Source organism: Burkholderia sp. AU45274 (assembly GCF_030482505.1).
Lineage (GTDB): Bacteria > Pseudomonadota > Gammaproteobacteria > Burkholderiales > Burkholderiaceae > Burkholderia.
In genome coordinates this window covers 114,452-135,832 of sequence record NZ_JAUJQE010000005.1, presented here as the reverse complement: position 1 = coordinate 135,832, position 21,381 = coordinate 114,452, and the positions used below count along the sequence as shown (strand labels likewise).

Annotated in this window: 22 protein-coding genes; 11 read left to right on the top strand and 11 right to left on the bottom strand. The window is 68.2% G+C overall.

Features of this window, described 5'->3' with window-relative positions:
• The first annotated feature begins 68 nt into the window (after positions 1 to 68).
• Positions 69 to 926, top strand: a complete 858-nt coding sequence (locus tag QZM35_RS19665; RefSeq protein ID WP_039368313.1) for a ThiF family adenylyltransferase — start codon at positions 69 to 71, stop codon at positions 924 to 926.
• 113 nt (positions 927 to 1,039) lie between these two features.
• Here QZM35_RS19665 and trxA read toward each other — a convergent pair whose 3' ends face one another.
• Together trxA and QZM35_RS19655 are read right to left on the bottom strand one after the other, a co-directional pair.
• Positions 1,040 to 1,888 (bottom strand): thioredoxin, encoded by an 849-nt coding sequence (gene trxA / locus QZM35_RS19660; RefSeq protein WP_301776650.1) that lies wholly within the window; start codon positions 1,886 to 1,888, stop codon positions 1,040 to 1,042.
• 52 nt (positions 1,889 to 1,940) lie between these two features.
• Positions 1,941 to 2,822: a pirin family protein gene (locus QZM35_RS19655; RefSeq protein WP_174975973.1), complete on the bottom strand. Its 882-nt coding sequence runs from the start codon at positions 2,820 to 2,822 to the stop codon at positions 1,941 to 1,943.
• 246 nt (positions 2,823 to 3,068) lie between these two features.
• Between QZM35_RS19655 and QZM35_RS19650 the strand changes: the two genes are divergently transcribed.
• Positions 3,069 to 3,947 (top strand): EamA family transporter, encoded by an 879-nt coding sequence (locus QZM35_RS19650; RefSeq protein ID WP_179254846.1) that lies wholly within the window; start codon positions 3,069 to 3,071, stop codon positions 3,945 to 3,947.
• Positions 3,948 to 4,001: 54 nt separating this feature from the next.
• On the opposite strand, the gene QZM35_RS19645 is transcribed toward QZM35_RS19650, so the two are convergent.
• Entirely contained in the window at positions 4,002 to 5,522 is a 1,521-nt protein-coding gene (locus QZM35_RS19645; protein ID WP_089426182.1) for an N-acetylmuramoyl-L-alanine amidase, read from the bottom strand.
• A complete protein-coding gene (tsaE, locus tag QZM35_RS19640; RefSeq protein WP_089426181.1) occupies positions 5,504 to 6,058 on the bottom strand; it encodes a tRNA (adenosine(37)-N6)-threonylcarbamoyltransferase complex ATPase subunit type 1 TsaE in 555 nt (184 codons plus the stop codon). The genes QZM35_RS19645 and tsaE overlap by 19 nt, the downstream gene beginning before the upstream one ends.
• Before the next feature lie 17 nt (positions 6,059 to 6,075).
• Between tsaE and queG the strand changes: the two genes are divergently transcribed.
• From queG to xerD, 3 genes are all read left to right on the top strand, one after another.
• Complete coding sequence (gene queG, locus QZM35_RS19635) at positions 6,076 to 7,311, top strand: tRNA epoxyqueuosine(34) reductase QueG (protein ID WP_301776649.1); 1,236 nt, start codon at positions 6,076 to 6,078, stop codon at positions 7,309 to 7,311.
• A gap of 64 nt (positions 7,312 to 7,375) precedes the next feature.
• Positions 7,376 to 7,843, top strand: coding sequence for a methylated-DNA--[protein]-cysteine S-methyltransferase (locus QZM35_RS19630; RefSeq protein ID WP_089426179.1), 468 nt, complete (start codon positions 7,376 to 7,378; stop codon positions 7,841 to 7,843).
• A complete protein-coding gene (gene xerD / locus QZM35_RS19625; protein ID WP_089426178.1) occupies positions 7,843 to 8,793 on the top strand; it encodes a site-specific tyrosine recombinase XerD in 951 nt (316 codons plus the stop codon). The genes QZM35_RS19630 and xerD overlap by 1 nt, the downstream gene beginning before the upstream one ends.
• Before the next feature lie 48 nt (positions 8,794 to 8,841).
• Here xerD and QZM35_RS19620 read toward each other — a convergent pair whose 3' ends face one another.
• Positions 8,842 to 10,404, bottom strand: a complete 1,563-nt coding sequence (locus QZM35_RS19620) for a class I adenylate-forming enzyme family protein (RefSeq protein ID WP_089426177.1) — start codon at positions 10,402 to 10,404, stop codon at positions 8,842 to 8,844.
• 245 nt (positions 10,405 to 10,649) lie between these two features.
• Between QZM35_RS19620 and ybaK the strand changes: the two genes are divergently transcribed.
• Both ybaK and plsY read left to right on the top strand, forming a co-directional pair.
• A complete protein-coding gene (ybaK, locus tag QZM35_RS19615) occupies positions 10,650 to 11,141 on the top strand; it encodes a Cys-tRNA(Pro) deacylase (RefSeq protein ID WP_011353000.1) in 492 nt (163 codons plus the stop codon).
• A gap of 108 nt (positions 11,142 to 11,249) precedes the next feature.
• Complete coding sequence (gene plsY, locus QZM35_RS19610; protein WP_089431613.1) at positions 11,250 to 11,888, top strand: glycerol-3-phosphate 1-O-acyltransferase PlsY; 639 nt, start codon at positions 11,250 to 11,252, stop codon at positions 11,886 to 11,888.
• A gap of 79 nt (positions 11,889 to 11,967) precedes the next feature.
• Here plsY and QZM35_RS19605 read toward each other — a convergent pair whose 3' ends face one another.
• On the bottom strand, positions 11,968 to 12,453 hold the full coding sequence (locus QZM35_RS19605) for a YajQ family cyclic di-GMP-binding protein (protein ID WP_039368282.1): 486 nt from the start codon (positions 12,451 to 12,453) through the stop codon (positions 11,968 to 11,970).
• 137 nt (positions 12,454 to 12,590) lie between these two features.
• Here QZM35_RS19605 and murB point away from each other — a divergent pair, with 137 nt between their 5' ends.
• Positions 12,591 to 13,640, top strand: coding sequence for a UDP-N-acetylmuramate dehydrogenase (murB, locus tag QZM35_RS19600; RefSeq protein WP_301776648.1), 1,050 nt, complete (start codon positions 12,591 to 12,593; stop codon positions 13,638 to 13,640).
• A 91-nt stretch (positions 13,641 to 13,731) separates the two neighbouring features.
• Here the strand turns inward: murB and argF are convergent, their stop codons facing one another.
• Positions 13,732 to 14,661 (bottom strand): ornithine carbamoyltransferase, encoded by a 930-nt coding sequence (argF, locus tag QZM35_RS19595; RefSeq protein ID WP_089426174.1) that lies wholly within the window; start codon positions 14,659 to 14,661, stop codon positions 13,732 to 13,734.
• Positions 14,662 to 15,074: 413 nt separating this feature from the next.
• Between argF and QZM35_RS19590 the strand changes: the two genes are divergently transcribed.
• A complete protein-coding gene (locus tag QZM35_RS19590) occupies positions 15,075 to 15,395 on the top strand; it encodes a DUF3579 domain-containing protein (RefSeq protein WP_089426173.1) in 321 nt (106 codons plus the stop codon).
• 156 nt (positions 15,396 to 15,551) lie between these two features.
• Here QZM35_RS19590 and rpsT read toward each other — a convergent pair whose 3' ends face one another.
• Positions 15,552 to 15,824: a 30S ribosomal protein S20 gene (gene rpsT, locus QZM35_RS19585; RefSeq protein ID WP_039368270.1), complete on the bottom strand. Its 273-nt coding sequence runs from the start codon at positions 15,822 to 15,824 to the stop codon at positions 15,552 to 15,554.
• Positions 15,825 to 16,128: 304 nt separating this feature from the next.
• On the opposite strand from rpsT, the gene murJ reads away from it, so the two are divergent.
• Positions 16,129 to 17,679 (top strand): murein biosynthesis integral membrane protein MurJ, encoded by a 1,551-nt coding sequence (murJ, locus tag QZM35_RS19580; protein WP_046544567.1) that lies wholly within the window; start codon positions 16,129 to 16,131, stop codon positions 17,677 to 17,679.
• Between the two features lie 8 nt (positions 17,680 to 17,687).
• Positions 17,688 to 18,530 carry a SirB1 family protein gene (locus tag QZM35_RS19575; protein ID WP_089426643.1) on the top strand — a complete coding sequence of 281 codons (843 nt, stop codon included), beginning with the start codon at positions 17,688 to 17,690 and terminating at the stop codon, positions 18,528 to 18,530.
• A 63-nt stretch (positions 18,531 to 18,593) separates the two neighbouring features.
• Here the strand turns inward: QZM35_RS19575 and QZM35_RS19570 are convergent, their stop codons facing one another.
• The 3 genes from QZM35_RS19570 to kdsB form a co-directional block, all read right to left on the bottom strand.
• Entirely contained in the window at positions 18,594 to 19,352 is a 759-nt protein-coding gene (locus tag QZM35_RS19570) for an SDR family NAD(P)-dependent oxidoreductase (RefSeq protein WP_226207154.1), read from the bottom strand.
• Positions 19,353 to 19,646: 294 nt separating this feature from the next.
• Entirely contained in the window at positions 19,647 to 20,309 is a 663-nt protein-coding gene (gene adk, locus QZM35_RS19565; RefSeq protein ID WP_011352990.1) for an adenylate kinase, read from the bottom strand.
• Between the two features lie 208 nt (positions 20,310 to 20,517).
• On the bottom strand, positions 20,518 to 21,303 hold the full coding sequence (gene kdsB / locus QZM35_RS19560; RefSeq protein WP_089426171.1) for a 3-deoxy-manno-octulosonate cytidylyltransferase: 786 nt from the start codon (positions 21,301 to 21,303) through the stop codon (positions 20,518 to 20,520).
• Positions 21,304 to 21,381 lie beyond the last annotated feature (78 nt).

The window sequence follows — 21,381 nt, the reverse complement described above, 5'->3', positions numbered from 1 at the left end:
AGTGGCGCGTGCGAGCGGGGAGTTCAGGCAAAATAGAAGGCTGCACGACTTACGTTTTCCTTGCTGCCATGTCCGTCGCCGACGCTGCCCCGCCCAGTTCCTCTGATCTTACCCCGACCCCGGAAATCCAGCTTGACGTGGATCGCGCGCGGCGTTTCGGCGGTGTTGCGCGCCTGTACGGCGCGCCGGCCGCCGCCGCGTTCGAGCGCGCGCACGTCGCGGTGATCGGGATCGGCGGCGTCGGCTCGTGGGTGGCCGAGGCGCTCGCGCGCAACGCGGTCGGCACGCTGACGCTGATCGATCTCGACAACGTCGCCGAAAGCAATACGAACCGGCAGATCCACGCGCTCGACGGCAATTACGGCAAGCCGAAGGTCGACGCGATGGCCGAGCGGATCGCGCTGATCGATCCCGCGTGCCGCGTGAACCGGATCGAGGATTTCGTCGAGCCCGACAACTTCGACGCGCTGCTCGGCGGCGGCTTCGACTACGTGATCGATGCGATCGACAGCGTGCGCACGAAGGTCGCGCTGATCGCATGGTGCGTCGCGAAGCGCCAGCCGCTCGTCGTGGTCGGCGGCGCGGGCGGCCAGCTCGACCCGACGCGCATCCGGATCGACGATCTCGCGCTGACGATCCAGGATCCGCTGCTGTCGAAGGTGCGCGCGCAGTTGCGCAAGCAGCACGGCTTTCCGCGCGGGCCGAAGGCACGTTTCAAGGTCAGCGCCGTGTATTCGGACGAGCCGCTGATCTATCCGGAAGCGGCCGCCTGCGACCTCGAGGACGGCGCCGAGCCGTCCGCGGCCGCGCACGTCGCGGGGCTCAACTGTGCAGGGTTCGGTTCGAGCGTGTGCGTGACCGCGAGCTTCGGCTTCGCGGCCGCCGCGCATGCGCTGCGCGCGATCGCGGCGCAGGCCGCCGGCTGAGCCGCTGCGAATCGCGGTCGTCGAGGCATGGCGGCGCGTGACGCGCGCCGTCGGCCGTCATGCGGGGCGATCCCGCAGCCGGGCCGTTGCGGCCCGGCCGGTCATCCATCCGTTCAGTTGAGCGCCATGCTCAGCCTGCGCCGCCACCCGGCGACGAGGTCCGGGCGATCGCCGGCCAGTTCGAACACCGAGATCAGCGTGCGGCGGCCGAGATCGTCGCCGTACGCGCGGTCGCGCGTGACGATTTCCAGCAACTGCTCCACCGCGCCTTCGTACGCGCGCCGCGCGATCAGGCTCTGCGCGAGGTCGAAGCGCGCGTCGAGGTCGGCCGGGTTCGCCGCGATGCGCGCTTCGAGCGCGTCGGTCGGCGGCAGGTCGGCCGTCGCGTCGAGTGCGTCGAAACGGGTCTTGATCGCCTGGTAGCGCGGATCGCCGTTCTGCACGGTTTGCGGCGACAGGCGTTCGGTCTCGGCGCGTGCGGCGTCGACCTGGTTGTTCGCGAGCAGCAGTTCGATCAGATCGAGGCGGGCGTCGTCGAAGCCCGGGTTCAGCGCGAGCGCCGCTTCGAGGTGCGTGAGCGCGTCGTCGTAGCGCGACTCGGCCATCGCATACTGCGCGGCACGCCGTTCGGCTTCCTCGGGCGCCGGCAGGAGCCGGTCGAGGAAGGCGCGCAGCTGGCCTTCGGGCAGCACGCCGACGAACTGGTCGACCGGGCGCCCGTCGGCGAACGCGATCACGTGCGGGATGCTGCGCGTCTGGAAGTGCGCGGCGAGTTCCTGGTTCTCGTCGACGTTGACCTTCACGAGCTTCCAGCGGCCTTCATAGTCGCCTTCGAGCTTTTCCAGCAGCGGGCCGAGCGTCTTGCAGGGGCCGCACCACGGCGCCCAGAAGTCGACCAGCACGGGTGCGTCCAGCGACGCCTCGATGACGTCTTTCTCGAATGTGGCAAGCGTGGTGTCCATGTCGTTCTCTTCCGTTCGAATGTCGTCAGGATGGGGGCGGCGCGCCCCTTTTTCAACGCGGCTTCGACTCGGGCAGCGGAATCCACTCCGTCTCGCCCGGCACCTTGCCCATTTCCTGGCGCGTCCAGGCTTCTTTCGCGCGCTCGATCGCTTCGCGGCTGCTGGCGACGAAATTCCATTCGATGAAGCGCTCGCCGTCGATCTTGTCGCCGCCGAGCAGCATCGCACGCGCGCCGCTGCCGCTCGTCAGCGTGACCGCGGCGCCGGGCGCGAGCACGGCCATCTGCTCGGCCGGCACCGGCGTGCCGTCGATCGCGAGCTCGCCGTCGACCACGTAGACCGCGCGCTCCTCGTGCGACGCGTCGAGTGCGAGACGGCCACCGGCCGCGAATTCGGCCGCGACGTACAGCGTGCGCGAGAACGTCGTGACCGGCGAGCGCAGCCCGAACGCATCGCCGGCGATCACCGTCAGCGCGACGCCGTCTTCGTCACGCTTCGGCAGCGTGTCGGCCGCATGGTGCTCGAACGACGGCTCGGTCGTCTCGTGCGCGCGCGGCAGCGCGACCCAGGTCTGGATCCCGTGCACGGTGTGGCCGTGTTCGCGCTGCGCGTCGGGCGTGCGTTCGGAGTGGACGATCCCGCGGCCGGCCGTCATCCAGTTCACGTCGCCCGGCACGATCTCCTGCAGCGAGCCGAGGCTGTCGCGGTGCAGGATCGCGCCGTCGAACAGGTAGGTGACGGTGGCGAGGCCGATATGCGGGTGCGGGCGTACGTCGAGGCCCGTGCCGGGCGGCAGCGCGGCGGGCCCCATGTGATCGAAGAAGATGAACGGGCCGACGAGGCGGGCGGCGAGTGCGGGCAGCGTGCGGCGCACCTGCAGGTTGCCGATGTCGCGCACGTGCGGCTTCAGCAGGGCTTTGATCGGAGCGGTCATGACGGATCCTGTGGGGCGGCGGGGGATGCCGGTCATTGTACTGGCCTCCGCCGCCGATTCCATGCGCGCCGCGCGGGTATCGGGCCGGGGGCTGAAACCCGGTAGACTGACCGGCTTCCCAGAGGAAAACACCGGGCCGCGCCGGGCTTTCCGCCTCGAAGGCAGTCTTCTCGGGGCGCCCGGCGCAAAGCGACAGGGCCTGAGCGCACCGTGCACGACCATTCGACAATCGAGGAGACGCCGATGATGGCCCCGAAGGACTTGCTGCTTGCGCTGGTCGTGATCCTGGCGTGGGGCGTGAACTTCGTCGTGATCAAGGTCGGCCTGCACGGCATGCCGCCGATGCTGCTCGGCGCGCTGCGCTTCACGCTCGCGGCCGTGCCCGCGGTGTTCTTCGTGCGCCGGCCGCAGATTCCATGGCGTCTGCTGGTGCTGTACGGCGCGACGATCCAGCTCGGCCAGTTCGTGTTCCTGTTCACCGGCATGTACGTCGGCATGCCGGCCGGCCTCGCGTCGCTCGTGCTGCAGTCGCAGGCATTCTTCACGCTCGTGTTCGCGATGCTGTTCCTCGGCGAGCGGCTGCGCGTGCAGAACCTGCTCGGGCTCGCGATCGCCGCGGGCGGGCTCGTCGTGATCGCGGCGCAGGGCGGCCGCGCGATGACGCTCGCGGGCTTCCTGCTGACGATCTGCTCGGCCGCGATGTGGGCGTTCGGCAACATCGTCACGAAGAAGGTCGGCCGTGCGAACCTCGTGTCGCTCGTCGTGTGGGCCAGCCTCGTGCCGCCCGTGCCGTTCTTCCTGCTGTCGCTGTGGTTCGAAGGGCCGCAGCGGATCGCGACCGCGCTCGCCGGGCTGAACGGTGCGTCGATCTTCGCGGTCGTCTATCTCGCGTTCGTCGCGACGCTGCTCGGCTACGGGCTGTGGAGCCGCCTGCTGTCGCGCTATCCGGCCGCGCAGGTCGCGCAGTTCTCGCTGCTGGTGCCGATCGTCGGTCTCGCGTCGTCGGCGCTGCTGCTCGACGAGCATCTGACGCGCACGCAGCTGATCGGCACCGCGCTCGTGATGGGCGGGCTCGCGGTGAACGTGTTCGGCGGGAAACTGATGCGCCGCTTCGCGGCGTCGTGACGCGCCGGCACGCGCTGCGTGCCGGCGGCGGGGCGGGGTGGCCGGGTACGGGCGTCAGGCCATCCGGCTCTTCGCGAGCGGCGGATTCGCGGCGAAATAACGCTTGATGCCGCGGAAGATCGCGTCGGCCATCTGGTCGCGATAGCCGTCGTCGTTCAGCCGGCTCTCTTCTTCCGGGTTGCTGATGAAGGCCGTCTCGACGAGGATCGACGGAATGTCGGGCGCCTTCAGCACCGCGAACCCGGCCTGCTCGACCGAGCCCTTGTGCAGCTTGTTGATGCCGCCGACTTCCTTCAGCACGTAGTTGCCGTAGCGCAGCGAATCGCGGATCTGCGCGGTCGTCGACATGTCGAACAGCGCGCGGTTCACGGCCGCGTCCGCCGTCTTGATGTTGATGCCGCCGATCAGGTCGGACGAGTTCTCCTTGTTCGCCATCCAGCGCGCCGCGGCGCTCGTCGCGCCGTGGTCGGACAGCGCGAACACCGACGAGCCGCGCGCGGACGGCGTCGTGAATGCATCGGCGTGGATCGACACGAACAGGTCGGCGCCCACGCGGCGCGCTTTCTGCACGCGCACGTTCAGCGGCACGAAGAAGTCGGCGTCGCGCGTCATCATCGCGCGCATGTTCGGCGCGCCGTCGATCTTCGCGCGCAGCTTCTTCGCGATGTCGAGCGCGATGTGCTTCTCGTACGTGCCGCCGCCGCCGATCGCGCCCGGATCCTCGCCGCCATGGCCCGGATCGATCGCCACCGTCAGCAGGCGGACGGTGCTGCCCTTGCCGGATTTCGGTGCGGTGAACTTGTAGGTGTCGCCATCGTCGTCGCTGTCGTCGCGGCGTGCGATGACGGGCGGCGGCTTGACGGCCGGCTTCGCGGGCGTCGAAGGCGTGGCGGGTGGCGTGTGCGGCGTGGCCGGCGTGTTCTGCGCGAAGCGCTGGAAGAACGCGTCGCTGTTGTCACCCGCGGCGGGCGGCGGGGTACCCGGGCCGGCCAGCGTGGACGGCGGCTGCATCTGCTGCGCGCGCGCGTTGTCGTTGAGCGCCTGTTCCTTGCGTTCCGTCTGCGCGATCAGGTCGGACAGCGGATCGGGCGCGACGGCCGGATACAGGTCGAACACGAGCCGGTACTTATAGGTGCCGACCGGCGGCAGCGTGAACACCTGCGGCTTCACCGAACCTTTCAGGTCGAATACCATCCGCACGACGTGCGGCTGATACTGGCCGACACGCACCGACTGGATCTGCGGATCGTTCGGCGCGATCTTCGACACGAGGTCGCGCAGCGCCTGGTCGAGGTCGAGGCCGGTCAGGTCGACGACGAGACGGTCGGGACCCTGCAGCAGCTGTTGGCTATTCTGCAGCGGCTGGTCGGATTCGATCGTGACGCGCGTGTAATCGCGAGCGGGCCACACGCGCACGCCGAGCACCGACGACGCGCGCGCGAGCCGCGGGGCGACGAGACCGAGCACCAGCGTCGACGCGCCCGCGCACAGGATCTGGCGGCGGCGCCAGTTGTGCGTCGCGGTGGCCGCCGATTCGATCGAGCGGAACGGTTTGATCAACATCTTTCGAGACATGCCTTTCCTGAAGCGCTGTACGCCCGGACGGTGAGGGCGCGGCCGTCGCCGTCCACGTCGAGCGAGAAAACCAGATCGGGTACGCCGAGCAGCGTGCCTGCCTGTTGTGGCCATTCGACGAGGCAGATCGCGCTGGAATTGAAATATTCGCGAAAGCCTGCGTCGGACCATTCGGCCGGATCGTTGAAACGATACAGATCGAAGTGATAGACCTCGAGTTCCCCATCGTCGCGTTCGAGCGCGTACGGCTCGACGAGCGTATAGGTCGGGCTGCGCACGCGCCCCGTGTGGCCGAGGCCACGCAGGATCGCGCGGACGAGGGACGTCTTGCCCGCGCCGAGATCGCCGACCAGCTGGATCTGCAGCCCGTCGAACGCATGCGCGCGGGCAAGCTCGGTGCGCGCCGCGTCGAGCGCGTGCGCGAAGCGGGTGCCGAAGGCCTCGGTCGCCGCTTCGTCGGCGAGCGCGATCACGCGCTCCGCGAGCGGGGCGGGCAGCATGGCGTCGTGAGGCGGATGGCTGGGCGTGGCTGGCATTCTCGTAAAATAGTGCGATGAACCGATTACCGGAACTCGCCGCATCCGACAGACCTTCGACTCGTGCCGAAGGCGCGGCACCGTGCGCGCTCGACGATGCGGCGTTGACTGCGCTCGCCGCGCGCATCAGGGCGTGGGGGCGCGAATTGGGTTTCGGGGCGATCGGCATCAGCGATACCGATCTCTCGGATGCCGAAGCAGGCCTCGCCGCCTGGCTGGAAGCCGGATACCACGGCGAAATGGATTATATGGCGAAACATGGGATGAAACGCGCGCGTCCGGCCGAACTTGTGGCCGGTACGCGACGCGTGATCTCCGCCCGGCTCGCCTATCTGCCGGCCCAAACGCTCGCCGCCGACGCGGCTGAAAGCGAGCCGGGCGCGCTCGCACTGCACGACTGGCGTGCGCGCGAACGGGCGCGGCTCGACGATCCGCAGGCGGCCGTCGTGTCGATCTACGCACGCGGGCGCGACTATCACAAGGTGCTGCGCAACCGCCTGCAGACGCTCGCCGAGCGCATCGAGCAGGAGATCGGCGCGTTCGGCTACCGCGTGTTCACCGATTCGGCGCCCGTGCTCGAGGTCGAGCTCGCGCAGAAGGCGGGCGTCGGCTGGCGCGGCAAGCACACGCTGCTGCTGCAGCGCGATGCGGGCTCGCTGTTTTTCCTCGGCGAGATCTACGTCGACGTTCCGCTGCCGACCGATGCGCACACTTCCCCCGACACCGCGCCCGAGACGCCCGGCGCACACTGCGGCAGTTGCACGCGCTGCATCGACGCCTGCCCGACCGGCGCGATCGTCGAGCCGTACCGCGTCGACGCGCGCCGCTGCATCTCGTATCTGACGATCGAACTGAAAGGCAGCATCCCCGAGCCGCTGCGGCCGATGATCGGCAATCGCGTGTACGGCTGCGACGACTGCCAGCTCGTGTGCCCGTGGAACAAGTTCGCGCAGGCCGCGCCCGTCGCCGATTTCGACGTGCGGCACGGCCTCGATCGCGCGACGCTCGTCGAGCTGTTTGCATGGGACGCGGACGCGTTCGATACGCAGATGCAGGGCAGTGCGATCCGGCGCATCGGCTACGAAAGCTGGCTGCGCAATCTCGCGGTCGGGCTCGGCAATGCGCTGCGCGCGGACGCGGGCCGGCTCACGCCGCAGGCGCGCGACGCGATCGTCGCCGCGTTGCGCGCGCGGGCCGACGACCCGTCGCCGGTCGTGCGCGAGCATGTCGAATGGGCGCTGCGTGCTGCGTGAAGGCGGCGTAAAGTGTCGTCGGCGCGCGGTGGTGCCGCGCGCATCCATCGGTCAGGAGAGGGCCATGTTCAATGCAGTCATCGACGCGCCGTTCGGCAAGGTCGGCATCCGCACGGATGCCGCGGTGGTGCGCGAGATCGTCTATCTGCCCGAATCGGTGAAGTCGGTCGATCCGGATTCGCCGCTCGCGCAGCGTGCGGTCAAGCAGATCGAACGTTATTTCGAGCGCGCGTCGGCGCGCTTCGACCTGCCGCTCGCCGAAGTCGGCAGCGCGTTCCAGCACCGCGTGTGGGACGTGATCAGCGATATTCCGCCCGGCACGGTGCTGACCTACGGCCAGGTCGCGAAGCGGATCGGCAGCGCGCCGCGCGCGGTGGGCCAGGCATGCGGCGCGAACTACTTCCCGCTCGTGATTCCGTGTCATCGCGTCGTCGCGGCGGGCGGACTCGGCGGCTTCGCGAACCACGACGACAACGGTTATTACCAGAAAGTGAAGCGCTGGCTGCTGGCGCACGAAGGCGTGCCGTACTGATGAGTGAATCGCTGATGTCCCCCGAAGTCGACGGCGATGCCGTCGAGGCGTCCCCCGCGCTGCTCGCGAGCCGCGCGTCGATCGACGTGTTTTGCGATGCGCTGTGGCTCGAGCACGGGCTGGCGCGCAACACGCTCGATGCGTACCGGCGCGATCTGGTGCTGTTTTCACAATGGCTGGCCGAGACGCACGACGCGTCGCTCGATTCCGCCGACGAAGCGATGGTGACGGGCTACATCGCCGCGCGCAGCGACGGCAAGGCAACGTCGTCGAACCGGCGGCTGTCCGTGTTCCGGCGCTATTACGGCTGGGCCGTGCGCGAGCATCGCGCGAGCGCCGACCCGACGCTGCGGATCACGTCCGCGAAGCAGGCGGCCCGGTTTCCGTCGACGTTGTCGGAGGCGCAGGTCGAGGCGCTGCTCGGTGCGCCCGACATCGGCACGCCGCTCGGCCTGCGCGATCGTACGATGCTCGAGCTGATGTATGCGAGCGGGCTGCGCGTGAGCGAGCTCGTGACGCTGAAGACCGTCGAGGTCGGGCTCAACGAGGGCGTCGTGCGCGTGATGGGCAAGGGCTCGAAGGAGCGGCTCGTGCCGTTCGGCGAAGTCGCGCAAGGGTGGATCGAGCGCTACCTGCGCGAGGCGCGGCCGGCGCTGCTCGGTGCGCGCGCGGCCGACGCGCTGTTCGTGACCGCGCGCGGCGACGGGATGACGCGCCAGCAGTTCTGGAACATCATCAAGCGCCACGCACAGCACGCGGACGTACGCGCGCACCTGTCGCCGCATACGCTGCGGCACGCGTTCGCGACGCACCTGCTGAACCATGGCGCCGACCTGCGCGTCGTGCAACTGCTGCTCGGCCACAGCGATATCTCGACCACGCAGATCTATACGCACGTTGCACGCGAGCGCTTGAAGACGCTGCATGCGCAACACCACCCGCGCGGTTAGCGCATCCGGTGCGGAGCAGGCAGTGTCACGCGCCGCGGCCGGTTCAAGTCAGACCAGCTCGCGCAACTTGTGCTTCAGGACCTTGCCCGTCGATGCGGCCGGCAGCGCGTCGAGTACGCGGATGTGTGCGGGGCGTTTGTAAGGCGCGAGCCGCTCCGCACACCAGGCGTGCAACGCCGCTTCGTCGGCCGTCGCGCCGGGCACTAGTTCGACGAACGCGAGCACTTCCTCGTTGCCTTCGACCGCGCGGCCGATGACGGCCGCCTGCACGACGTCCGGATGCGCGTTCAGCACCTGCTCGACTTCGACCGGATAGACGTTGAAGCCCGACCGGATGATCAGTTCCTTGCTGCGGCCCGCGATCGTTACCGCACCGTCCGCCTCCTGCCGCGCGAGATCGCCGGTGCTCAGCCAGCCGTCCGGCGACACGGCCGCGTGCGTGGCGTCCGCGTTGCGGTAGTAGCCGAGCATCACGTTCGGCCCGCGCACGCGGATCTCGCCGACTTCGCCCGGCGGCACGTCGGTGCCGTCCGGCGCGACGATCCGCATCTCCACGCCGGGAATCGGCACGCCGACCGAGCTGTCGGTGCGCGGTGCGTCGAGCGGCGTCTGCGTGATCGTCGGGCTGCTTTCGGTCATCCCGTAGCCGTTGTGCAGCGGCACGCCGTACAGGCGCTCGACGCGCGCCTTCAGGTTCGCGTCGAGCGGCGAGCCGCCCGAATACGCGAAGCGCAGGCGCGGCGCGCACCACGCATGGCCGTGCGTGTGCAGGTGTTCGAGCAGCTTCGCGTGCATCGCGGGCACGCCCTGGAAGATCGTGACGCCTTCGTCGGCGAGCGCGACGCGCACGGCTTCCGGCGAGAAGCGCGGCGCGAGCCGCAGCGTCGCGCCCGCGTACAGGCTGCCGAGGCAGACCGACGCGAGCCCGTACACGTGCGATACGGGCAGCACCGTGTAGACGACGTCGTCGGGCGACACGCGGCGCAGCGTGCTCGACGTCGCCGCGATGAACAGCAGGTTGCGATGCGACAGCATCACGCCCTTCGGCGTGCCGGTCGTGCCGGTCGTGTAGATCAGCGCCGCGCATTGCGCGGCACCGTCGGCGGCGACCGGTTCGCCCGGCGCGCTCGCGTCGACGTGGTACGACCATGCACCGACGTCGACCGGCAGCGTGCCGGCGGGTGTCGCACCGTGCCGTTCGGCATGCGTGCGCGCGTCGGGCGAGGCGTCGGTGGTGAACGCGATCAGCTTCGGCCGCGCGTGCGCGGCGATCGCGTCGAGCTCGCTGGCGGACAAGCGCGCGTTCGACACGAGCGCCCACGCGTCGAGGCGGGCGGCCGCGAACAGCAGCACGATCTGCGCGACGCAGTTTTCGGCGACGATCATCACGCGGTCGCCGCCTTGCACGCCGAGGTCGGCGAGCAGCGCGGCGGCGGCATCGACGGCCCGCGACAGGTCGCCGTACGACAGGCGGCGCGCGTCCTCGATCAGCGCCGGATGCGCGGGCGCCAGCGCGGCCCAGCGTGCGGGCACGTCGGCGATGCGGCGCGGCAGCGCGGCGAGCAGTGCGTCGACGTCGAGCGGCTCGGATGAACGGAGGGACGAGGACATGGCGTCTCCAGAAAAGGGGCGGGCGGCGGCCGACGAGGTTGGCGAACGATCGTGCCATGACGGCGCGCGCGCCACAATCGGCCATTCGGGCAATAGCGCTTCGCGATGTCCGCAATGATGATGGACGGAATCGTTGCGGCGACGCAGCAGGCCGCCCGGCGAAAAACGGGCCGCGAGTATACCGTCGGTGGGGGCGCGCGGGCGTGATCGCGCGCGCGCCGGTCGTTCACCCTTAAAATGCCGCCATGAGCAAATCCAGGCATGTGTCCGAAACCCCCGCGACCCAGTTGCTGCGCCGCCACGGCGTTGCGTTCGGCGAGCATCCGTACGACTACGTCGAGCACGGCGGCACCGGCGAATCGGCGCGCCAGCTCGGCGTCGACGAGCACAGCGTCGTGAAGACGCTCGTGATGGAAGACGAGCACGCGAAGCCGCTGATCGTGCTGATGCACGGCGACCGCACGGTGTCGACGAAGAACCTCGCGCGGCAGATCGGCGCGAAGCGCGTCGAACCGTGCAAGCCCGAGGTCGCGAACCGCCATTCGGGCTATCTCGTCGGCGGCACGTCGCCGTTCGGCACGCGCAAGGCGATGCCCGTCTACGTCGAGGCGACCATCCTCGAGCTGCCGACGATCTACCTGAACGGCGGGCGTCGCGGCTACCTCGTCAGCCTCGCGCCGGCCGTGCTTACGTCACTGCTCGGCGCGCAGCCCGTGCAGTGCGCCAGTGTCGACTGAGGGTTTCACCTTCGTGGCAGGCGGCGCGCGTTCGGTAGAATGGGCGCCGTTTCGGCGTGCCGCGCGCAGCCGTCCCTTTACCGATACGTTGAAAGAAGAGTCCTCCGCATGCAGATCCTGCTCGCCGCCCTCGTTGCCTACCTGATCGGTTCGGTGTCATTCGCCGTCGTCGTCAGTGGCGCGATGGGCCTGGCCGACCCGCGTTCGTACGGGTCGAAGAATCCCGGCGCGACCAACGTGCTGCGCAGCGGCAACAAGAAGGCCGCGATCCTGACGCTCGTCGGCGATGCATTCAAGGGCTGGATTGCCGTCTGGCTCGCCCGGCGCTTCGGCCTGCCGGACGTCGCGGTCGCATGGGTCGCGATCGCCGTGTTCCTCGGCCACCTCTATCCGGTGTTCTTCCGCTTCCAGGGCGGCAAGGGCGTCGCGACCGCGGCCGGCGTGCTGCTCGCGGTGCACCCGGTGCTCGGGCTCGCGACCGCGCTGACCTGGCTGATCGTCGCGTTCTTCTTCCGCTATTCGTCGCTCGCGGCGCTGGTGGCGGCCGTGTTCGCGCCGGTGTTCGACGTGTTCCTGTTCGGCACGAGCCACAACCCGGTCGCATGGGCCGTGCTCGCGATGAGCGTGCTGCTCGTGTGGCGTCACCGCGGCAACATTGCGAAGCTGCTCGCGGGGCAGGAGAGCCGGATCGGCGACAAGAAGAAGGCGGCCGCGGATGGCGGCGCGCAGGACGGCGGGAAGGCCTGAGGAAGCGCGGCGCCTGGCCGCAGCCGGGCGCGCCGCGTGTGCGGGGCCCGGCGGGGTGACGTGACGGATCGCCCGGCGATCAGTCGCGGAAGTTGTTGAAGTCGAGCGGCGTGTCGGTCACGTCCTTGCGCAGCATCGCGATCACGCTCTGCAGGTCGTCGCGCTTGGTGCCGTTCACGCGCACGGCGTCGCCCTGGATGCTCGCCTGCACCTTGATCTTGCTGTCCTTCACGAGGCGCACGATCTTCTTCGCGAGATCGCCGGTCACGCCTTTCTTCACGGTGACGATCTGCTTGACCTTGTCGCCGCCGATCTTCTCGACCTTGCCGTAGTCGAGGAAGCGCACGTCGACGTTGCGCTTGGCCAGCTTGCCGATCAGCACGTCCTTGACCTGGCCGAGCTTGAAATCGTCATCGGCGAACAGCGTCAGCTCGCGTTCCTTCTGCTCGACGCGCGCGTCGGAGCCCTTGAAGTCGAAGCGCGTCGAAATTTCCTTGTTCGACTGCTCGATGGCGTTCTTCACTTCGATCATGTTCGCTTCGGAAACGACGTCGAACGATGGCATGGCATTCCTCCCTTGAGATGCGGGCACCCGGCTCGCGCGCGGGCACTCGCTATAATTGCGGACTGTTTGCCATTTTACCGATGCCCCTCCGTTTGCCCAAGGCCGGCCATGCGCCGCCCGGGCGGACGTGACCGCGAATGCCGATGCCTTCTGACGATTCCGCCCTGTCGCTGCTTCCCGACTATCCGCTCGCCGCGCACAACACGTTCGGCATCGCCGCGACCGCGCGCTTTGCCGCGCGCATCACGCATGCGTCGCAGTTCGAGGCGCTCCATCGCGACCCGCGCGTCGCGAACCTGCCGCAACTCGTGCTCGGCGGCGGCAGCAACGTCGTGTTCACGCGCGACTTCGACGGCGTCGTGCTGCTCGACGAGATCGCGGGCCGCCGCGTCGTGCGCGAGGACGACGACGCGTGGTACGTCGAGGCCGGCGGCGGCGAGAACTGGCACGCATTCGTCGCATGGACGCTCGAGCACGGGATGGCGGGCCTCGAGAACCTCTCGTTGATTCCGGGCACCGTCGGCGCCGCGCCGATCCAGAACATCGGCGCATACGGCCTCGAGATGAAGGCGTATTTCGACTCGCTGGTCGCGGTCGAGCTGGCGACGGGGCGCAGCGAGCGTTTCGACGCCGCGCGCTGCGCGTTCGGCTATCGCGACAGCTTCTTCAAGCGGGAAGGGCGCGGCCGGTTCGCGATCGTGTCGGTGACGTTCCGGTTGCCGAAGCAGTGGGCACCGCGGCTCGGCTACGCGGACGTCACGCGCGAACTCGACGCCCGAGGCATTGCATCCGATGCGGCCACGGCGCGCGACGTGTTCGACGCGGTCGTCGCGATCCGCCGCGCGAAGCTGCCCGATCCGCTCGTCCTCGGCAACGCGGGCAGTTTCTTCAAGAATCCGGTGATCGATGCCGCGCAGTTCGATGTGCTGCGCGCCCGCGCGCCGGAAGTCGTGTCATATCCGCAGCCGGACGGGCAGGTCAAGCTCGCGGCTGGCTGGCTGATCGACCGCTGCGGCTGGAAGGGGCGCGCGCTGGGCGCGGCGGCCGTGCACGACCGCCAGGCGCTCGTGCTCGTCAATCGCGGCGGCGCGACGGGGGGCGACGTGCTCGCGCTGGCGCAGGCGATCCAGGCCGACGTGCGCGCCCGTTTCGGCGTCGAACTCGAGCCCGAACCGGTCTGCCTGTAACGCGGGTTCAGCACCGCTTTTCCCGCGCCCAAACAAAAAGCGCCGATCGTCGATCGGCGCTTTTTTCATGAGCTGGCGGGTTGCCGGCGCGTCAGTGCTTGAGGCGGCCGAGCAGCAGGAATTCCATCAGCGCCTTCTGCACGTGCAGGCGGTTTTCCGCTTCATCCCACACGACGCTCTGCGGGCCGTCGATCACGCCGGCCGTCACTTCCTCGCCGCGGTGCGCGGGCAGGCAGTGCATGAAGAGGGCGTCCGGGTTCGCGTGCCCCATCATTTCCTCGTCGACGCACCAGTCGGCGAACGCCTGCTTGCGGGCCTCGTTCTCGGCCTCGAAGCCCATGCTCGTCCACACGTCGGTGGTGACGAGGTCGGCGCCCTTGCATGCTTCGTTCGGATCGTCGAACACCTCGTAGAACGGCGCGCTGTCGGGCGACACGAGCTTCATGTCGAGCGCGTAGCCGGGCGGCGTGGACAGGCGCAGCTTGAAGCCGAGGATCTGCGCGGCTTCGATCCACGTGTAGAGCATGTTGTTCGCATCGCCGACCCACGCGACGGTCTTGCCGGCGATCGGGCCGCGGTGCTCGTAATACGTGAAGATGTCGGCGAGCACCTGGCACGGGTGGTACTCGTTCGTCAGGCCGTTGATCACCGGCACGCGGGAATTGTCCGCGAAGCGCTTGATGACGTCCTGCTCGAACGTGCGGATCATGATGATGTCGACCATTCGCGAGATGACCTGCGCGGAATCCTCGACGGGTTCGCCGCGGCCGAGCTGCGTGTCGCGCGTGCTCATGAAGACGGCGTGGCCTCCGAGCTGGAAGATCCCGGCTTCGAACGACAGGCGCGTGCGAGTCGAGCTCTTCTCGAAGATCATCGCGAGCGTGCGGTCGTGCAGCGGGTGATAGGTCTCGTAGTTCTTGAACTTGCGCTTCAGGATACCCGTGCGTTCGAGCACGTACTCGTAGTCTTCCAGCGAGAAATCCTTGAACTGCAGGTAGTGACGAATGGTTTTGGTGGTCATGAAGCGAAATACGGCGGGTTGCACCCGGCAGCAAGGCCGGACGGCGCCGCCGTCGGGTGTGGATAACTCAAAGCAGCATAAAGGATTTTCTGTGCTTTGACGAGCCGCGGAGAGAAGCGGGGCACGATCGCCGCGCGCGGCAAGCGACGTAGGAGAAGGGGTGGCGGGACGGCGCGCGATGGCGCGCTGCGGTATAATTCAAAAGTTTTCTCCAGCCCGGCAGGCAAGCCTCTTCGCGCTCTGCCGGACACAAGCCGTGCGCTGCACAAATCCGGTGCAGTCCGCCGGTGGCGCGCACCGACGTCCCGTTTTCGGGATATCGGAATGCTTGTGCCGCCGTCCGTTTCAGCTTTGTGTTCGCGTATCCAGGCGCCGTTGCCTGGACATCGCCGGGCCGTCACTTGGGTAACCACATGGCTGAAACCCCTCCGACCGAATTCTTCATCCAGGGCATCACGAAAGACGGGAAAAAGTTTCGCCCGAGCGACTGGTCGGAACGTCTGGCCGGTGTGATGGCCTGCTTCGGGCCGGGGGCGAGCGGGCGGAACGCGCGTCTCCAGTATTCGCTCTACGTGCGTCCGACGATGCTCGGCGACCTGAAATGCGTGATCCTCGATTCCCGGCTGCGCGACGTCGAGCCGATGGCGTTCGATTTCGTGCTGAATTTCGCGAAGGACAACAACCTCGTCGTGACCGAGGCGTGCGAACTGCCGGACTACGACGCGAAGAAGTGATGCCGGCGCGGGCGAGGGCGCTTGCCGCGCCCGCCCTCGTGGCAACTGTCACCGGCCAGCAGCATGCGCTGGCGACAGGCGACAAAAAGCCCGCCTAGGCGGGCTTTTTTGCGATCGCAGGAAACAGGAACGCCCGCGTGAGCGGGCGCACCGGATTTACGCTGCTGCCTGCAGACCCTTGACGGCTGCGGCCAGGCGGCTCTTGCTGCGAGCGGCCTTGTTCTTGTGAACGATCTTCTTGTCGGCGATCGTGTCGATCGTCTTGACGGCAGACTTGAACAGCTCTGCAGCCTTTGCTTGATCGCCGGCGTCGACAGCCTTGCGAACAGCCTTGATCGCGGTACGGAATTTCGAGCGCAGCGCCGAGTTGTGCGAATTTGCCTTCGCGGCCTGGCGGGCGCGCTTGCGTGCTTGTGCGGAGTTAGCCATGACGGTTCCTTATCCTGTCCTGTTTCCAGAGCTTGGAGCCTAGACGGCCAAGCGCTGCTTTTCGATCCGTCCCCTGAGAGCGATTGCCCAGGGGCGCATAAAAAACGGTGATTTTAACCGAGGCAGGGACATGAAAACGGCAGTTGCCGTGCATGTACGAGCCTAGAAACCGGCGATTATAGCAACGAAATCAAGCGCGTGGCAAGTTCAACGTGACACCCGCCGAGGACGGCGCCGAACGCGTTCGCGCTTTTCGGCATCGGCCGCTGGCCGGGCCACGCAACGTCCGTATAATAAGCGCCCCATGAATCTATTCCGAGCCCTGCTGACGGTCAGCGGCTTCACGCTGCTGTCGCGCGTGACCGGACTGGCCCGCGAGACGCTGATCGCCCGTGCGTTCGGCGCCAGTCAATACACCGACGCGTTCTACGTCGCCTTCCGTATCCCGAACCTGCTGCGCCGCCTGTCTGCCGAAGGCGCGTTCTCGCAGGCGTTCGTGCCGATCCTCGCCGAGTTCAAGAACCAGCAGGGGCATGACGCGACGAAAGCGCTCGTCGACGCGATGTCCACCGTGCTGGCGTGGGCGCTTGCCGTGCTGTCGGTGGTCGGGATCGCCGGCGCATCGTGGGTCGTGTTCGCCGTCGCGTCCGGCCTGCACACCGACGGGCAGGCGTTCCCGCTCGCGGTCACGATGACGCAGATCATGTTCCCGTACATCGTGTTCATCTCGTTGACGACGCTCGCCTCCGGCGTGCTGAACACGTACAAGAGCTTCTCGCTGCCCGCGTTCGCGCCGGTGCTGCTCAACGTCGCGTTCATCGCCGCGGCGGTGTTCGTCGCGCCGCACCTGAAGGTGCCGGTGTTCGCGCTCGCATGGGCCGTCATCGTCGGCGGCGTGCTGCAGTTCCTCGTGCAGTTGCCGGGCCTGAAGAAGATCGACATGGTGCCGCTGATCGGCCTCAACCCGCTGCGCGCGCTGCGCCACCCGGGCGTGAAGCGCGTGCTCGCGAAGATGGTGCCCGCGACGTTCGCGGTGTCGGTCGCGCAACTGTCGCTGATCATCAACACCAACATCGCGTCGCGGCTCGGGCAGGGCGCCGTGTCGTGGATCAACTACGCCGACCGCCTGATGGAATTCCCGACGGCGCTGCTCGGCGTCGCGCTCGGCACGATCCTGCTGCCGAGCCTGTCGAAGGCGCACGTCGATGCCGATTCGCACGAGTATTCGGCGCTGCTCGACTGGGGCCTGCGCGTCACGTTCCTGCTCGCGGCACCGAGCGCGCTCGCGCTGTTCTTCTTCGCGACACCGCTCACCGCGACCCTGTTCAACTACGGCAAGTTCGACGCGCACACCGTCACGATGGTCGCGCGCGCGCTGGCGACTTACGGGATCGGCCTCGTCGGCATCATCCTGATCAAGATCCTCGCGCCGGGCTTCTATGCGAAGCAGGACATCAAGACGCCCGTGAAGATCGCGATCGGCGTGCTGATCGTCACGCAGATCTCGAACTACGTGTTCGTGCCGCTGATCGGCCACGCGGGCCTGACGCTGAGCATCGGCGTCGGCGCGTGCCTGAACTCGCTGCTGCTGTTCATCGGGCTGCGCAAGCGCGGCATCTACCAGCCGTCGCCGGGCTGGCTGCGCTTCTTCGTGCAGCTGATCGGCGCGGCGCTCGTGCTCGCCGGCCTGATGCACTGGCTGTCGATCAGCTTCGACTGGACCGGGATGCGTACGCAGCCGCTCGATCGCATCGCGCTGATGGCCGCGTGCCTCGTGCTGTTCGCTGCACTATATTTCGGTATGTTGTGGGTGATGGGCTTCAAATACGCTTATTTCAGAAGGCGCGCCAAGTGACGACCGCAATGACCCGCGTCCTCGACTACTTCAGCACGCTCGTGGCAGACGACGACAGTCTGCCCGTCACGGAAGCGGCGCTGTCGCTGGCGCAGGACGCGTATCCCGACCTCGACCTGCAGGGCACGCTGGCCGAACTCGACATGCTGGCGGCGCGGTTGCGCCGGCGGCTCACGGACGATGCGGACCTGAAGGGCCGCGTCGCCGCGCTGAACGATTTCTTCTTCCGCGAGCTCGGCTTCGCGTGCAATCACAACGACTACTACGACCCCGATAACAGCCACCTGAACGCCGTGCTGAAGCGGCGGCGCGGGATCCCGATCTCGCTGTCGGTGCTGTACCTGGAGCTCGCCGAGCAGATCGGCGTGCCGGCGCGCGGCGTGTCGTTCCCCGGCCACTTCCTGCTGCGCGTCACGCTGCCGGACGGCGACCTGATCATCGATCCGGCCAACGGCCATTCGCTGTCCGAAGCCGAGATGGTCGAGATGCTCGAGCCGTACGTCGCGCGGGCGGCCGGCGCGGTCGACAGCGCGTTGCGCGCGCTGCTGCAGCCGGCGACGAGCCGCGAGATCATCGCGCGGATGCTGCGCAACCTGAAGACGATCTATCTTCAGACGGAACGCTGGCAGCGGCTGCTCGCGGTGCAGCAGCGGCTCGTGATCCTGCTGCCCGAGCACCTCGACGAAGTCCGCGACCGCGGGTTCGCGTATGCGCGGCTCGATTACCTGCGGCCCGCGCTCGAGGATCTCGAACTGTATCTCGGCGAGCGGCCGGACGCGGACGACGCCACCGTCGTCGAGTCGCAGGTGACCGAATTGCGGCAGCGGATGCAGCGCGACGGCGAGGACTGAGCCGCCGCCACGCTGCCGGAACCCTGAATGAGAAAACGCCCGCATCGCGGGCGTTTTTTGTGCCTATTTCGGCTGCATCCGGATCGCACCGTCGAGGCGGATCACCTCGCCGTTGAGCATCGGATTCTCGACGATCTGGCGCACCAGCAGCGCGTATTCGGCCGGTTTGCCGAGCCGCGGCGGGAACGGCACCATCGCGCCGAGCGCGTCCTGCACGTCCTGCGGCATGCCGAGCAGCATCGGCGTCTCGAACAGGCCGGGCGCGATCGTCATCACGCGGATGCCGCTGCGCGACAGGTCGCGCGCGATCGGCAGCGTCATGCCCGCGACGCCGGCTTTCGACGCCGCGTACGCGGCCTGGCCGATCTGCCCGTCGAACGCGGCGACCGACGCGGTGCTGACGATCACGCCGCGCTCGCCGTCCGCGGTCGGCGCGGTGGCCGCCATCGCGGCGGCCGCGAGCCGGATCATGTTGAACGTGCCGACGAGGTTCACGTTGATCGTCTTCGCGAACACGTCGAGCGGATGCGCGCCGTCCTTGCCGACGGTCTTCGCGGCGGGCGCGATGCCCGCGCAGTTCACGAGGCCGCGCAGCGTGCCGGCTTGCGTCGCCGCGCTGACGGCGGCCTGGGCGTCGGCTTCGCTCGACACGTCGCAGTGCACGAAGCGGCCGCCCAGTTCGGTCGCGAGCGCGGTGCCCGCCGCGTCGTTCAGGTCGGCGAGCACGACCGTGCCGCCTGCCTGCGCGAGCATCCGCGCGGTGCCGGCGCCGAGGCCCGATGCGCCGCCCGTGATCAGAAACACGTTGCCGCGAATTTCCATGACTGTCTCCGTTGTTGAGCGCCCGTGGCGCTTCAGCGCTCAGGGCGCGGCCGTCCAATGTGGTCACCGCTATCGGCGCTTCGGCGCGGGTTGCGGTTCCGCGCCAAGCGGTTGCCTGGTTCAATGCCGCGCGATGGGTTGAAATGCCGGCGCCCGGGTCACGCGAGCGCCCGCACCCGACCGATTGTACGGGGCACGCTCGCGCGACAGCGGGACCAGAACGGTCGTGCCAATTCCGGCCGGGCAAAAAAAAGCCGCCCGGAAAGGGCGGCTTGCGGGTGCGCGATGCGCTGCTTACTTCAGTGCGCCAAACGCGCGCTCGCGGATTTCCTCGACGCTGCCGAGGCCCGAGATCTTGCGGTACTGCGGTGCCTTCAGGCCGTTTTCCTCGCCGCGCTGCGCCCAGTCGCCGTAGTACGTGATCAGCGGCTTGGTCTGCGCTTCGTACACTTCGAGACGCTTCTTGACGGTTTCTTCCTTGTCGTCGTCACGCTGGATCAGCGGCTCGCCCGTCACGTCGTCATGGCCTTCCACCTTCGGCGGGTTGAACTTGACGTGGTACGTGCGGCCCGATGCCGGGTGCGTGCGGCGGCCGCTCATGCGCTCGATGATTTCCGAGAACGGCACGTCGATCTCGAGCACGTAGTCGATCGCGACGCCGGCTTCCTTCATCGCGTCAGCCTGCGCGATCGTGCGCGGGAAACCGTCGAACAGATAGCCGTTCGCGCAGTCGGATTCCTTCAGGCGCTCCTTGACGAGGCCGATGATCAGCGCGTCCGGCACGAGCTTGCCCGCGTCCATGTAGCCCTTCGCCTCGACGCCGAGCGGCGTGCCGGCCTTCACGGCCGCGCGCAGCATGTCGCCCGTCGAGATTTGCGGGATGCCGAATTTTTCCTTGATGAAGTTTGCCTGGGTGCCCTTTCCCGCGCCGGGCGCGCCCAACAGGATCAAACGCATGGTGATATCTCCAGTATGTAGATTCGTGTGGCGAGACGAAAAAAGCGCCGGCGACGGTGTGCGCGGGGCTTGCCTGGCGCGTGGCGGACCGGTCTGATGCGGCGCGTCGGGTTGGGCGACGCGCGGCTGCCGGCAGGGCCGCGGGCGGGGTCAAGCGAGGACGCGCTGGTCGCGGACGGCTCGCACAATCGCCTGATTATGCCACGGGTTATTTTGATGACGGCTGAAAAAGGGCCTGCACGCGTGCGAGATCGGCCGGTGTGTCGATGCCGGCTTCCGGTGCGGACGCGGTGATCAGCACTGCGATGCGCTCGCCGTGCCAGAGCGCGCGCAGCTGCTCGAGCTGCTCGGCCTGTTCGATCGGCGCCTGCGCGAGCGTCGGATAGGTGCGCAGGAAACGCGCGCGATACGCATAGAGGCCGATGTGCCGGTAGACCGGGAAGGCCGGTGCTGGCATGGCCGCGACGTCGGGCCAGTGCGGCTGGTACGCGTCCCGGCTCCACGGAATCGGCGCGCGCGAGAAGTACAGCGCGACGCTCTGCGCGTCGAGCGCGACCTTCACCACGTTCGGGTTGAACACGTCGGCCGCGTCGTGGATCGGGTGGGCTGCCGTCGCAATCGCGCAGGCCGGATGCGCGGCGAGGTGCGACGCTACGTCGCGCACGAGCACCGGGTCGATCAGCGGCTCGTCACCCTGCACGTTGACGACGACGGTGTCGTCGCTCCACCCGAACGTCGCCGCGACTTCCGCGAGCCGGTCGGTGCCGGACGGATGGTCGGCGCGCGTCAGCACCGCTTCGAAACCGTGATCGCGGGCCGCATCGAGCACGCTCTGCGCGTCGGACGCGACCAGCACCTGCTGCGCGCCCGCTTCGCGCGCGCGTTCGGCGACGCGCACGACCATCGGCTTGCCGCCGAGATCGGCGAGCGGCTTGTTCGGGAGCCGCGTCGACGCGAGCCGGGCGGGAATGACGGCGATGAAGGGTTGAGTCATCGGGGAGGACGGTGAGAAGAACGGAGCGGGCAGCGCGTCGGGTGCGGGCCGCCCGGCGGGTTCGGCGCCCTCGCCGCG

What these genes read in the sequence shown, in the direction of transcription:
- QZM35_RS19665 (WP_039368313.1), top strand. Translation starts at nt 69, where the DNA reads ATGTCCGTCGCCGACGCTGCCCCGCCCAGTTCCTCTGATCTTACCCCG.
- trxA (WP_301776650.1), bottom strand. Translation starts at nt 1,888, where the DNA reads ATGGACACCACGCTTGCCACATTCGAGAAAGACGTCATCGAGGCGTCG.
- QZM35_RS19655 (WP_174975973.1), bottom strand. Translation starts at nt 2,822, where the DNA reads ATGACCGCTCCGATCAAAGCCCTGCTGAAGCCGCACGTGCGCGACATC.
- QZM35_RS19650 (WP_179254846.1), top strand. Translation starts at nt 3,069, where the DNA reads ATGGCCCCGAAGGACTTGCTGCTTGCGCTGGTCGTGATCCTGGCGTGG.
- QZM35_RS19645 (WP_089426182.1), bottom strand. Translation starts at nt 5,522, where the DNA reads ATGTCTCGAAAGATGTTGATCAAACCGTTCCGCTCGATCGAATCGGCG.
- tsaE (WP_089426181.1), bottom strand. Translation starts at nt 6,058, where the DNA reads ATGCCAGCCACGCCCAGCCATCCGCCTCACGACGCCATGCTGCCCGCC.
- queG (WP_301776649.1), top strand. Translation starts at nt 6,076, where the DNA reads ATGAACCGATTACCGGAACTCGCCGCATCCGACAGACCTTCGACTCGT.
- QZM35_RS19630 (WP_089426179.1), top strand. Translation starts at nt 7,376, where the DNA reads ATGTTCAATGCAGTCATCGACGCGCCGTTCGGCAAGGTCGGCATCCGC.
- xerD (WP_089426178.1), top strand. Translation starts at nt 7,843, where the DNA reads ATGAGTGAATCGCTGATGTCCCCCGAAGTCGACGGCGATGCCGTCGAG.
- QZM35_RS19620 (WP_089426177.1), bottom strand. Translation starts at nt 10,404, where the DNA reads ATGTCCTCGTCCCTCCGTTCATCCGAGCCGCTCGACGTCGACGCACTG.
- ybaK (WP_011353000.1), top strand. Translation starts at nt 10,650, where the DNA reads ATGAGCAAATCCAGGCATGTGTCCGAAACCCCCGCGACCCAGTTGCTG.
- plsY (WP_089431613.1), top strand. Translation starts at nt 11,250, where the DNA reads ATGCAGATCCTGCTCGCCGCCCTCGTTGCCTACCTGATCGGTTCGGTG.
- QZM35_RS19605 (WP_039368282.1), bottom strand. Translation starts at nt 12,453, where the DNA reads ATGCCATCGTTCGACGTCGTTTCCGAAGCGAACATGATCGAAGTGAAG.
- murB (WP_301776648.1), top strand. Translation starts at nt 12,591, where the DNA reads ATGCCGATGCCTTCTGACGATTCCGCCCTGTCGCTGCTTCCCGACTAT.
- argF (WP_089426174.1), bottom strand. Translation starts at nt 14,661, where the DNA reads ATGACCACCAAAACCATTCGTCACTACCTGCAGTTCAAGGATTTCTCG.
- QZM35_RS19590 (WP_089426173.1), top strand. Translation starts at nt 15,075, where the DNA reads ATGGCTGAAACCCCTCCGACCGAATTCTTCATCCAGGGCATCACGAAA.
- rpsT (WP_039368270.1), bottom strand. Translation starts at nt 15,824, where the DNA reads ATGGCTAACTCCGCACAAGCACGCAAGCGCGCCCGCCAGGCCGCGAAG.
- murJ (WP_046544567.1), top strand. Translation starts at nt 16,129, where the DNA reads ATGAATCTATTCCGAGCCCTGCTGACGGTCAGCGGCTTCACGCTGCTG.
- QZM35_RS19575 (WP_089426643.1), top strand. Translation starts at nt 17,688, where the DNA reads ATGACCCGCGTCCTCGACTACTTCAGCACGCTCGTGGCAGACGACGAC.
- QZM35_RS19570 (WP_226207154.1), bottom strand. Translation starts at nt 19,352, where the DNA reads ATGGAAATTCGCGGCAACGTGTTTCTGATCACGGGCGGCGCATCGGGC.
- adk (WP_011352990.1), bottom strand. Translation starts at nt 20,309, where the DNA reads ATGCGTTTGATCCTGTTGGGCGCGCCCGGCGCGGGAAAGGGCACCCAG.
- kdsB (WP_089426171.1), bottom strand. Translation starts at nt 21,303, where the DNA reads ATGACTCAACCCTTCATCGCCGTCATTCCCGCCCGGCTCGCGTCGACG.